The organism is Streptomyces sp. NRRL WC-3549, from assembly GCF_000721935.1.
Taxonomy (GTDB): domain Bacteria; phylum Actinomycetota; class Actinomycetes; order Streptomycetales; family Streptomycetaceae; genus Streptomyces.
Map to the genome: position 1 here is coordinate 328,442 of NZ_KL585394.1, position 11,018 is coordinate 339,459.

Sequence of the window (11,018 nt, forward strand, 5' to 3'; positions counted from 1 at the left end):
CCGCCATGTATCCGCGGCTGGCGGACTTCCGGCGGCTGCGGGGGGAGCTGGACCCGGACGGCGCCTTCCGCTCGGACCTGTCCCGCCGGCTCGCCCTCTGACCCGCCCTCGCCGTCACGACCTCGTTCCCAGGAGCTCCCCCCATGAAGGACGCCTTCGGTGCCCCGCAGTCCCTGCTCGTCCTCGGCGGCACCTCGGAGATCGGCCTGGCCACCGCCCGGCGGCTGATCGCCCGCCGCACCCGTACGGTCCGGCTGGCCGGGCGCCCCTCCCCGGCCCTGGAACGGGCCGCCGCGGAGCTGCGCGAACTGGGCGCCGACGTCCGTACGGTGGACTTCGACGCGCTCGACCCCGCCTCGCACGAGGAGGTGCTCGGCAAGGCCTTCAGCGACGGCGACATCGACATGGTGCTGCTGGCCTTCGGCGTCCTCGGCGACCAGGCGCGCGACGAGGAGGAACCGCTCTCCGCGGTCCAGGTGGCGCAGACCAACTACACCGGCGCGGTCTCCGCCGGACTGGTGTGCGCCGGCGCGCTCCAGGCGCAGGGCCACGGCTCGCTGGTGGTGCTGTCCTCGGTGGCGGGCGAGCGGGCCCGCCGCGCCGACTTCATCTACGGCTCCAGCAAGGCGGGCCTGGACGCGTTCGCCCAGGGCCTGGGCGACGCGCTGCACGGCACGGGGGTGCACGTGATGGTCGTGCGCCCCGGCTTCGTACGCACCCGTATGACGGCGGGGCGGGAGGAGGCGCCGCTCGCGACGACGCCGGGCGCCGTCGCGGACGCGATCGTGACGGGGCTGCGGCGCCGCTCCGAGACGGTGTGGGTGCCGGGCGCCCTGCGGGTGGTGATGTCCGCCCTGCGGCACGTGCCGCGCCCGCTGTTCAGGCGGCTGCCCGTGCGCTAGCGGACCGCCGGCCGGGTCAGGGCTGGAGCGAGGGCTGGTCCACGGACCAGCCGCCCTGGACCGGCACCGCGGGCGCACCGCCGCCGCCGCCGAACGGGAACTCCCGGATCTTGCGCCAGACGGCGTCCGTGCCCTGCTCGTACAGCGCGAAGGAGCCGCAGGTCCAGGCGGCCTCGTAGGAGGAGAGCTCCTCGTACGCGCGGTCCATGGCCTCCTCCGCGATGCCGTGCGCCACGGTCACGTGCGGGTGGTACGGGAACTGGAGCTCGCGCACCAGCGGCCCCGAGGGCTCCCGGACCCGCTTCTGCAGCCACGAGCAGGCCGAGGCCCCCTCGACGACCTGGACGAAGACGACCGGTGAGAGCGGCCGGAAGGTGCCGGTGCCGGAGAGCCGCATCGGGAACGGGCGGCCCGCCGTGGCGATCTGGGCGAGGTGCGCCTCGACCGCCGGCAGGACGGCCGCCTCGGCCTCGGTCGGCGGGAGGAGGGTGACGTGGGTGGGAATGCCGTAGGCGGCAGGGTCCCCGAAGCTCGCGCGCCGCTCCTGGAGCAGGCTGCCGTAGGGCTCCGGGACCGCGATCGAAACGCCAAGCGTTACGGTCCCCACATCGTTCTCCTCTGTGTCGATGGCCGGTTCTCGACCCTGCCGGGTGCCACACCGGACGTCGGCCGTCACTCGTGCCGACGCCAGTGTGGCCCTTCGGGCAGTGATCTCGCCAGGGTCCTTGGACTCAGTGCTTCGCGGGCAGAAGTCCCATACGGTCGTACGTCTGCGCCAGCGTCTCCGCCGCGACGGTCCTGGCCTTCTCGGCTCCCGCGGCCAGAATGGAGTCCAGCGTCTCCGGATCGTCCAGGTATTCCTGGGTGCGGGTCCGGAACGGGGTGACGAACTCCACCATGACCTCGGCGAGGTCGGTCTTGAGCGCGCCGTAGCCCTTGCCCTCGTACTTCTGCTCCAGGTCCGGGACGGCGGTGCCGGTGAGGGTCGAGTAGATGGTCAGGAGGTTGCTGACGCCGGGCTTCTTCTCGGTGTCGTAGCGGATCACCGTGTCGGTGTCCGTGACCGCGCTCCTCACCTTCTTCGCGGTGGCCTTCGGCTCGTCGAGCAGATTGATCAGGCCCTTGGGCGTGGAGGCCGACTTGCTCATCTTGACCGCCGGGTCCTGGAGGTCGTAGATCTTCGCCGTCTCCTTGAGGATGTACGGCGAGGGGATGGTGAACGTCTCGCCGAACCGGCCGTTGAAGCGCTCGGCCAGGTCGCGGGTGAGCTCGATGTGCTGGCGCTGGTCCTCGCCGACCGGGACCTCGTCGGCCTGGTACAGCAGGATGTCCGCGACCTGGAGCACCGGGTAGGTGAAGAGGCCCACGGTCGCCCGGTCGGCGCCCTGCCTGGCGGACTTGTCCTTGAACTGCGTCATGCGCGACGCCTCGCCGAAGCCGGTGAGGCAGTTCATGATCCAGCCGAGCTGGGCGTGTTCGGGCACATGGCTCTGGACGAACAGCGTGCAGCGCTCCGGGTCGAGACCGGCCGCCAGCAGCTGGGCGGCGGCGAGCCTGGTGTTGGAGCGCAGCTCGACGGGGTCCTGCGGAACGGTGATCGCGTGCAGGTCCACCACCATGTAGAAGGCGTCGTGGGATTCCTGCAGCGCCACCCACTGGCGGACCGCACCGAGGTAGTTGCCGAGGTGGAACGAGCCTGCGGTGGGCTGGATTCCGGAGAGCACGCGGGGACGATCAGAGGCCATGGCCCCATTGTCTCAGGTGCGCGGGCGATCTCCGGCAGCCGGTGGGGAGGACGTGAGCGCGCGCGGCGCGTACCCGGGCGCACGCGGACGCCCGCGCGTGGGCCGGGGCACGCCGTGCCCGTGAAGGTTTCCCGGTCCGGGATCCGACCGACGATACAAAGTGGGCACACCCCGCCCGCCCCGCACGACGAACGGAGATCCCGTGTCGCTCACGGAGAAAGCCCTCGCCTCCGCCGAGGCGCACAGCGCGCACAACTACCATCCCCTGCCGGTCGTCGTCGCGACCGCGGACGGCGCCTGGATGACCGACGTGGAGGGCCGGCGGTACCTCGACCTGCTGGCCGGCTACTCGGCGCTCAACTTCGGCCACGGCAACCGGCGTCTGCTGGACGCCGCCCGGGCCCAGTTGGAGCGGGTGACCCTCACCTCACGCGCCTTCCACCACGACCGTTTCGCCGACTTCTGCGCTCAGCTGGCCGAGCTGTGCGGCATGGAGGCGGTCCTGCCCATGAACACCGGGGCGGAGGCCGTGGAGACGGCCGTGAAGACCGCCCGCAAGTGGGGCTACCGCGTCAAGGGCGTCCCGGACGGCATGGCCGAGATCATCGTCGCCGCCGGCAACTTCCACGGCCGGACGACCACCGTCGTCAGCTTCTCCACGGATCCGGAGGCGCGTGCCGACTACGGGCCGTACACCCCGGGGTTCCGGATCGTGCCGTACGGGGACCTGACCGCGCTCGCCGGGGCGATGACCGGGAACACGGTCGCGGTGCTGCTGGAACCGATCCAGGGGGAGGCCGGGGTCCTGGTGCCGCCGCCGGGCTACCTGGCCGGGGTGCGGCGGCTGACCCGGGAGCGGAACGTGCTCTTCGTGGCCGACGAGATCCAGTCGGGGCTCGGCCGCACCGGCCGGACCTTCGCCCTCGAGCACGAGGGGGTCGTCCCGGACGTGTACCTCCTGGGCAAGGCGCTGGGCGGCGGGGTCGTACCGGTGTCGGCGGTCGTCTCCTCCGCCGAGGTGCTGGGGGTGTTCCGGCCAGGGGAGCACGGGTCGACGTTCGGCGGGAACCCGCTCGCCTGCGCGGTCGCGCTGGAGGTGATCGCCATGCTGCGCACCGGTGAGTACCAGGAGCGGGCGGCCGAGCTGGGCGACCACCTGCACCGCGAGCTGGGGCTGCTGGCCGGCGGCGACGCGGTGACGGCGGTCCGGGGGCGTGGTCTGTGGGCGGGGATCGACGTCGCCCCGCGGATCGGGACGGGCCGGGAGATCTCCGAGCGGCTGATGGAGCGCGGTGTCCTGGTCAAGGACACCCACGGCTCCACCATCCGAATCGCCCCGCCCCTGGTCATCACCGAGGAGGACCTGGACTGGGGCCTGGACCAGCTCGGTGCCGTGCTGGCCGGCTGACCGGGGCCGGGGCCGGGGCCGGGGCCGGGCTCAGAGGACGACGTGGGGCAGGAAGCGGGCGTACTCGTCCGTGACCGGCCCCGCCGACTCCCGGATCCCGAGCCCCGCGGCCTCGTCCTCCACCACCCAGGCGCCGAGGACCACGCGGTTGCCGTCGAAGTCGGGCAGCGGGGCGAGCTCCTGGTAGCAGCACGCCTCCTCGCGCGGCACCGGACCGCTGCCCGGCCCGTGCAGGGTGACCCCGGCGCCCTCGCGGCCGAGCAGCGGTTTGGCGGCCCACCCCGGCCCCTGGGGGCCGGCGAGTCGGCGGGGGCCGTCGAGGTAGGACGGGAGCAGGTTGGGGTGCCCCGGATAGAGCTCCCAGAGGACGGCCAGCAGCGCCTTGTTGGAGAGCAGCATCTTCCAGGCGGGTTCGATCCAGCAGGTGGTGCCGGTACCGCCCCCGTTGTCGAGGGTCTCCAGCACGTGCGGGCCGAAGCGGTCGGTGGCCAGCCACTCCCAGGGGTAGAGCTTGAAGCAGCTGCGGATGAAGCGGAGCCGGTCGTCGACGAAGCGGCCGGCCAGCCGGTCCCAGCCGATGCCCTCGACGGAGAGCGCCTCGGTCTCGACGCCGGCCTGTTCGGCCGTCTCCCGCAGGTAGGCGACCGTCATCAGGTCCTCGCCGCTCTCGTCGCCGTCGGAGTGGGCGAAGTGCAGGGGCCCCGGCGGCAGCAGGGCCGCCTGCCGCTTCCAGGCCCCGACGAGGCGTTCGTGCAGGGAGTTCCACTGGTCGGCGCCGGGGAAGCGGTCCTCCATCCAGAACCACTGGGCACTCGCGGCCTCCACCAGCGAGGTGGGGGTGTCGGCGTTGTACTCCAGCATCTTCGCCGGGCCCCGGCCGTCGTAGTGGAGGTCGAACCTCCCGTACAGGGAGGGCAGTTCGGCACGGCGCCGCCAGGACTCGGCGATCAGGCCGGCCAGCCGGGGGTCGGTGACGCCGAGATCGGCGAAACGATTCTTCTCCACGATGTGCGCGGCGGCGGCCAGACACATCGCGTGCAGTTCCCCGACGACCTCCTCCAGGGCCTCGACCTCGGCCGGCGTGAAGGCGTAGTACGCGCTCTCGTCCCAGTAGGGCCGCAGCGATCCGTCCGGGTAGCGGGTCAGGGGGTACACCAGTCCCTGTCGCTCGACGGTCTCCTGCCAGCCGGGGCGCGGCTCGATGGTGTGGCGCTCCACGGTGCTCAGCCACCGCCCGTACCGGAGCAGCCGAAACCGCCGCGGTCCACGGCGGACTTGTCGAAACTGCCGCCGGAGTAGGAGCCGTTCTTGCTGCTGCCGCCGTAGTAGTACGAGCCGTTGCCGTTCTTGTTGCTGCACTCGTAACCGGGCAGCTTCTCGCGGGTCACCGGGTCCACGCACCGCCGGTCCGGTTCCGATCCACACGAGGTGATCGTCACCGCGAGCAGTCCCATACCGCCGAGGATCACGGTGCTCGACCTCAGTCTGCGCCTGGCCATGTGCTGTTCTCCCCCGTCACCGTCGCGAAGTGGCCGCCGCCCCCGGCGGCCCCCGCGTCCCAGGGTAGGTCTCCGGCCTCTTCGGCTGAACCCGCCGTCCCCCGCTTTCTGCGGTCCCGGCGCCCTCAGGGCAGCACCCGGCACAGCGCGTCCAGGGCACCCGCCCAGGCGCTCTCGGCCGGCGAGCCGTAGCCGATGACCAGTCCCTCGGGGCCGGATGCCAGGTCCGGGTGCCGGAAGCGGCTCAGCCCCTGCACGGCGAGCCCCTGCCAGGTGGCCGCCTGCACCACCGACCGCTCGGTGCCCGGCGGGAGTTCGAGTACGGCGTGCAGCCCGGCCGCGATGCCGCTCACCCGGACGTCCGGCGCCCGCTCCGCCAGCGCGGCCACGAGCGCGTCGCGGCGGCGCCGGTAGCGCAGCCGCATGGAGCGCACATGCCGGTCGTACGCCCCCGACGCGATGAACTCGGCGAGCGTCAGCTGGTCCGGTGAGGCCGGCATCCACTCGGCGCCGCCCTTCGCCTCCAGGACCTCCGCCACCCACTGCTCCGGCAGCACCATCCAGGCCAGCCGCAACCCCGGGGCGAGGGACTTGCTGGCGGTACCGAGGTAGACCACACGCTCCGGGTCGAGCCCCTGGAGCGCGCCGACCGGCTGCCGGTCGTAGCGGAACTCCCCGTCGTAGTCGTCCTCCAGGATCAGCCCGGAACGGGACCGCGCCCAGTCGACCGCCGCGGCCCGCCGGTCGGCGTGCAGCGGAACCCCGGTCGGGAACTGGTGCGCGGGGGTCATCAGGACCGCGCCGGCCCCCCGCATCCCGGCGAGCTCCTCCGTCCTGGCCCCGAGCCCGTCCACCGGCAGGGGCGGGGTGCGCAGTCCCGCCCCGGTCAGCAGGTCCCGGTGGATGTCCAGCCCGTAGGACTCGACGGCCGCCTCCCGCACCCCGCGCCGGCGCAACACTCTCCCCAGCAGCGACAGTCCGTGGACGAACCCGGCGCACACGACGATGCGTTCCGGCGCCGCGTACACGCCACGGGCCCGCGCCAGGTACTCCGCCAGTACGGTGCGCAGTTCGACGCGCCCCTGGGGGTCGCCGTAGCCGAAGGCCTCGTGGGGGGCGTCGGTGAGGGCGCGACGGGCGGCCTTCAGCCACTCCGCACGGGGGAAGCCGGAGAGGTCGGGCGATCCGGGGAGCAGGTTGTGGACGGGCCGCCGCCGTACCCGCGGGGCCGGGGCCGTCCCCGCCCCGGAGCGGCGTGCGACCGGCGCGCGCCGGGCCACCCTCGTCCCGGACCCCTGCCGTGCCGTGAGCCAGCCCTCGGCGACCAGGTCCGCGTAGGCGTCGGCGACGGTGTTGCGGGCCGTTCCCAGGTCGGCGGCGAGCGTCCGGGACGAGGGGAGCCGGGTGCCGGGGGGCAGCCGCCCCGACCGGACGGCCTCCCGCAGCGCGGCCGTCAGCCCGCTGCGGAGCCCGGGCCCGACCGGTTCGATGTGCAGATCGGCACCGAAAGCGGCCCACGAATCCGTCATGGAAATGGACCATACCGGCGCGCCACCGGCGCCGTAGCGTCGTAGCCATGACGACGAACGAGCACCACCGGCACACGCCCTCCGGATACGCGCCCGAGCACCCCGCCCGCCTCCCCTGGTCCACGCTGGCGCCCGAGGTGTACAAGGCCATGGTCCGCCTCGACGCCGCGTCCCGTAAGGGCCTGGACCCGAAGCTCATCGAGCTGGTGAAGGTCCGCGCCTCGCAGATCAACCGCTGCGCCCTCTGCCTGGACATGCACTCCAAGGACGCCCTGGCGGCGGGCGAGTCCGTCGAACGGCTCGTCCAGCTCAGCGCCTGGGAGGAGTCGCAGCACTTCTACACGGAGAAGGAGCTGGCGGCGATCGAGCTGACGGAGGCCGTGACGGTCCTGACCGACGGTTTCGTGCCGGACGAGGTCTACGCGAAGGCGGCCGAGCACTTCGAGGAGGCCGAACTCGTCCAGCTGATCGCCTCGATCACCGTCATCAACGCCTGGAACCGCTTCGGGGTGTCGACCCGTCAGGCACCGGGCCACTACGCGCCCGGCGACCTCAAGCACTGACCCGGAGGCCACGGTGAACGACCCGGTATCGGTCTTCCGCGCCCTGCACCACGACCGCCCGCCCGGCGACCCGCTGGTGCTCCCCGGTCCCTGGGACGCCGCGAGCGCCCGCGCGTTCGAGGAGGCCGGGTTCCCCGCACTGGCCACCCCGAGCGCCGGGGTCGCGGCCGCGCTGGGCCACGCGGACGGGCGGACCCCGGCCGCCGAGATGTTCGCGGCGATCGCCCGGATCGCCGGCTCCGTGTCCGTACCCGTCTCGGCGGACGTCGAGGCGGGGTACGGGCTGGCTCCGGCGGAGCTCGTGGAACGGCTCCTGGAGGCCGGCGTGGTCGGCTGCAACCTGGAGGACTCGGCCGGGGGTGCCCTCCTCGACCCCCGGGAGCAGGCCGACCGGCTCGCCGCGGTGCACGCCGCGGCGGCCGGGCGCCTCTTCGTGAACGCCCGCGTGGACACGTACGTCCGCGCCCTGCCGGAGGGTACGGACGTGGTCGCCGAGACGGTCGGCCGGGCCCGGCTCTACGCCGCCGCCGGCGCGGAGTGCGTCTATCCGATCGGTGCCCCGGCGGAGCACCTGACCTGGCTGGCGGCCGGCGTCACCGTCCCGCTCAACGCGCACGGCACACCCGACGACCCCTCCGGCGCCCGGCGCCTCGGCGAACTGGGCGCGGCCCGGATCACCTTCGGCCCGCTGCTCCAGCGGCGCGCGACAAGCGCCGCGCGTGACCTCGCGGCGCGGCTGCTCACCGGCTGAGCGCGACAGACGAGGGCGCCCCCGGCAGCGTGTGCCGGGGGCGCCCCGTCGTGCGGTTTCCGTCTTTCCGGCCGGAGCCGGAGGCCGGTCAGATCAGGCCGAGCTCGCGGACCGCGTCGCGCTCCTCGGTGAGCTCCTTCACCGACGCGTCGATGCGCGCACGGGAGAACTCGTTGATGTCCAGGCCCTGGACGATCTCGTACTTCCCGTCCTTCGTGGTGACCGGGAAGGAGGAGATGATGCCCTCGGGGACGCCGTAGGAGCCGTCCGACGGGACACCCATCGAGGTCCAGTCGCCCTCGGCGGTGCCGTTGACCCAGGTGTGCACGTGGTCGATGGCGGCGTTGGCGGCCGAGGCGGCGGAGGACGCGCCCCGGGCCTCGATGATGGCCGCGCCGCGCTTGGCGACGGTCGGGATGAAGGTCTCGGCCAGCCACGCCTCGTCGTTGACGGCCTCGGCGGCGTTCTTGCCGGCGATCTCCGCGTGGAAGATGTCCGGGTACTGGGTCGCCGAGTGGTTGCCCCAGATCGTCAGCTTCTTGATGTCGGAGACGGCGGCACCGGTCCTGGCGGCCAGCTGCGAGATCGCCCGGTTGTGGTCCAGACGCGTCATCGCGGTGAAGCGCTCGGCCGGTACGTCCGGGGCGGCGGCCTGGGCGATGAGGGCGTTGGTGTTGGCCGGGTTGCCGACGACCAGGACCTTGATGTCGTCCGCGGCGTTGTCGTTGATGGCCTTGCCCTGCGGCTTGAAGATGCCGCCGTTGGCGGAGAGCAGGTCGCCCCGCTCCATGCCCTTGGTGCGCGGGCGCGCCCCGACGAGGAGGGCGACGTTCGCACCGGCGAAGCCGACGTTCGGGTCGTCCGTGATCTCGATGCCGCGCAGCAGCGGGAAGGCGCAGTCGTCGAGCTCCATGGCGGTGCCCTCGGCGGCCTTGAGGCCCTGCGGGATCTCGAGGAGGCGCAGGTTGACCGGCACGTCCGGGCCGAGCAGGTGGCCGGAGGCGATGCGGAAGAGCAGCGCGTAGCCGATCTGGCCGGCTGCGCCGGTCACGGTGACATTCACGGGAGTGCGGGTCATGGCGGTCTCCGTTAGACAGCTGGCGGTAGGGGTACTGCCCCTGGTGCTGGACACCTCTGAATCTTGATGTGAAGAGATATCCGGCGATCAGGCTATCCCGCCCCGCCCCTCCACGGCCGCCCGCCCCCCTGTGTCACCGCGCACAGCCGGTCACGTAGCGCATCCGCCCGGCGCGTCGTCGGGGCGCGCGCGCCGGGGTCCGCGCGGTGGCCCGACAGGGCGGGGTGCGGCCGGTCCGGCCGGTGGCGAGCGCCGGGCGCCGTCGAACCGCCACACCGCACCGGGTCTGTTACCGCTCGTTGCGGCACGGTCACACGGTGGCGGAACGGTCACTTCCGTGCCACAGGCCCCAGACGCCCCTTGAAGCGGATACCGCATGTCCATGACGCTGAAGCCAGGACGGGGCGAGGCCGCTCGGCTCACCGCCGGCCGGCGCTCTCCGCACCGGTACGCCGCGTCCGGTGTCCGTCCCTTCTCGGGGGAGGGGACGGACACCACCCTTCCGGGAAGGGGGGACGTTCGACGCGGGCCTAACGGATCGTGAAGTGGACGACGTCCTGGAGGAACGGGACGTCCAGCCACGGCTTGGGCTGCGCCATCAGTGCGAGCAGCACGATCAGGGCGCCCATCAGGCCGTAGGTGACGAGATCGGTGAACCGGGACCGCACGGCGAGCATGCCGACGGACGGCACCACCCAGCGCAGCACCGCACCCGCCAGGAGGGCGGCGCCGATCAGTATCGCGCCGATCCTGAAGGCCTCGGCGAAGGGGTCCAGCGCCACGACCAGTAGCCCCGCACCGGCGGTGCAGAGCACCGTCAGCAGGGGCCACTGCCGGGCGGGCGCGGGGGCGTCACCGGGCGCCGCCCGGCCGCCGCCCTCGGGGCGGGCCGTGTCATGGGTCAGGGAGAACCGCCGGGACGCCGCCCGGGCCGGGTCGCCGCCCTCACCGGCCGTGGCCGTCCCCTCCTCGGCGGGACCGTCCGGGGCGGCCGTCCCGTCCGCCGCCGGACCGCCCGGCTCCCCCTCGCCCTCGGAGCTCTCCGGCCCCCCGGGCACGGTCGTCCCGGCCGGTTCGGACGACTCGTCGGCGTGCGCCGCGTCCGGCCGCGTCGCGTCCGACCGCGTGCCGTCCGCCGGACTCGTACCAGCACCCATGGCGTTCCTTCCGGGCCGGGATCAGCCGGCGGAGACAGCGGACGCGGCGCGCTCGGCCGCCTCGACCACGTTGACCAGCAGTTGGGCGCGGGTCATGGGACCGACGCCGCCCGGGTTCGGGGCGACCCAGGCGGCCACCTCGCGGACGCCGGGGTGCACGTCTCCGACGATCTTGCCGTTCTCGTCCCGGCTGACGCCGACGTCGAGCACGGCCGCGCCCGGCTTGACGTCCTCGGGCTTGACGAGGTGCGGGACTCCGGCGGCGGCGACGATGATGTCGGCCTGGCGCAGGTGCGCCGAGAGGTCGCGGGTGCCCGTGTGGCACTGGGTGACGGTCGCGTTCTCCGACTTGCGGGTCAGCAGCAGCGGCAGCGGACGGCCGATGG

The 11,018-nt window shown here is 73.3% G+C and carries 11 protein-coding genes and 1 pseudogene; 4 read left to right on the forward strand and 8 right to left on the reverse strand.

All coding sequences use genetic code 11. The annotated features are described in order from the left end of the window. Nucleotides 1-143 precede the first annotated feature (143 nt). A complete protein-coding gene (locus IH13_RS0112260; protein ID WP_031083747.1) occupies nucleotides 144-902 on the forward strand; it encodes a decaprenylphospho-beta-D-erythro-pentofuranosid-2-ulose 2-reductase in 759 nt (252 codons plus the stop codon). A 16-nt stretch (nucleotides 903-918) separates the two neighbouring features. Here the strand turns inward: IH13_RS0112260 and IH13_RS0112265 are convergent, their stop codons facing one another. Next, nucleotides 919-1,509: a 2'-5' RNA ligase family protein gene (locus tag IH13_RS0112265; protein ID WP_031083749.1), complete on the reverse strand. Its 591-nt coding sequence runs from the start codon at nucleotides 1,507-1,509 to the stop codon at nucleotides 919-921. A gap of 124 nt (nucleotides 1,510-1,633) precedes the next feature. Then, nucleotides 1,634-2,647, reverse strand: a complete 1,014-nt coding sequence (trpS, locus tag IH13_RS0112270) for a tryptophan--tRNA ligase (protein WP_031083750.1) — start codon at nucleotides 2,645-2,647, stop codon at nucleotides 1,634-1,636. Nucleotides 2,648-2,849: 202 nt separating this feature from the next. Between trpS and rocD the strand changes: the two genes are divergently transcribed. Next, nucleotides 2,850-4,055, forward strand: a complete 1,206-nt coding sequence (gene rocD / locus IH13_RS0112275) for an ornithine--oxo-acid transaminase (RefSeq protein WP_031083752.1) — start codon at nucleotides 2,850-2,852, stop codon at nucleotides 4,053-4,055. 30 nt (nucleotides 4,056-4,085) lie between these two features. Here rocD and IH13_RS0112280 read toward each other — a convergent pair whose 3' ends face one another. From IH13_RS0112280 to IH13_RS0112290, 3 genes are all read right to left on the reverse strand, one after another. After that, on the reverse strand, nucleotides 4,086-5,273 hold the full coding sequence (locus tag IH13_RS0112280; RefSeq protein WP_031083754.1) for a glutathionylspermidine synthase family protein: 1,188 nt from the start codon (nucleotides 5,271-5,273) through the stop codon (nucleotides 4,086-4,088). Nucleotides 5,274-5,278: 5 nt separating this feature from the next. Further along, entirely contained in the window at nucleotides 5,279-5,554 is a 276-nt protein-coding gene (locus IH13_RS0112285) for a hypothetical protein (RefSeq protein WP_031083755.1), read from the reverse strand. Nucleotides 5,555-5,679: 125 nt separating this feature from the next. Next, complete coding sequence (locus IH13_RS0112290; RefSeq protein ID WP_031083757.1) at nucleotides 5,680-7,083, reverse strand: MocR-like pyridoxine biosynthesis transcription factor PdxR; 1,404 nt, start codon at nucleotides 7,081-7,083, stop codon at nucleotides 5,680-5,682. 47 nt (nucleotides 7,084-7,130) lie between these two features. Here IH13_RS0112290 and IH13_RS0112295 point away from each other — a divergent pair, with 47 nt between their 5' ends. Together IH13_RS0112295 and IH13_RS0112300 are read left to right on the forward strand one after the other, a co-directional pair. After that, a complete protein-coding gene (locus tag IH13_RS0112295; protein ID WP_031083760.1) occupies nucleotides 7,131-7,646 on the forward strand; it encodes a carboxymuconolactone decarboxylase family protein in 516 nt (171 codons plus the stop codon). A gap of 13 nt (nucleotides 7,647-7,659) precedes the next feature. Further along, nucleotides 7,660-8,397, forward strand: coding sequence for an isocitrate lyase/PEP mutase family protein (locus tag IH13_RS0112300; RefSeq protein ID WP_031083762.1), 738 nt, complete (start codon nucleotides 7,660-7,662; stop codon nucleotides 8,395-8,397). An 88-nt stretch (nucleotides 8,398-8,485) separates the two neighbouring features. Here IH13_RS0112300 and IH13_RS0112305 read toward each other — a convergent pair whose 3' ends face one another. The 3 genes and pseudogenes from IH13_RS0112305 to IH13_RS0112315 all read right to left on the reverse strand — a co-directional run. Continuing rightward, nucleotides 8,486-9,475 carry a malate dehydrogenase gene (locus tag IH13_RS0112305; protein ID WP_031083763.1) on the reverse strand — a complete coding sequence of 330 codons (990 nt, stop codon included), beginning with the start codon at nucleotides 9,473-9,475 and terminating at the stop codon, nucleotides 8,486-8,488. A 530-nt stretch (nucleotides 9,476-10,005) separates the two neighbouring features. Then, complete coding sequence (locus tag IH13_RS0112310) at nucleotides 10,006-10,632, reverse strand: DUF3017 domain-containing protein (RefSeq protein ID WP_031083765.1); 627 nt, start codon at nucleotides 10,630-10,632, stop codon at nucleotides 10,006-10,008. 21 nt (nucleotides 10,633-10,653) lie between these two features. Beyond that, nucleotides 10,654-11,018, reverse strand: a pseudogene (locus IH13_RS0112315) (bifunctional methylenetetrahydrofolate dehydrogenase/methenyltetrahydrofolate cyclohydrolase); the annotation flags it as partial.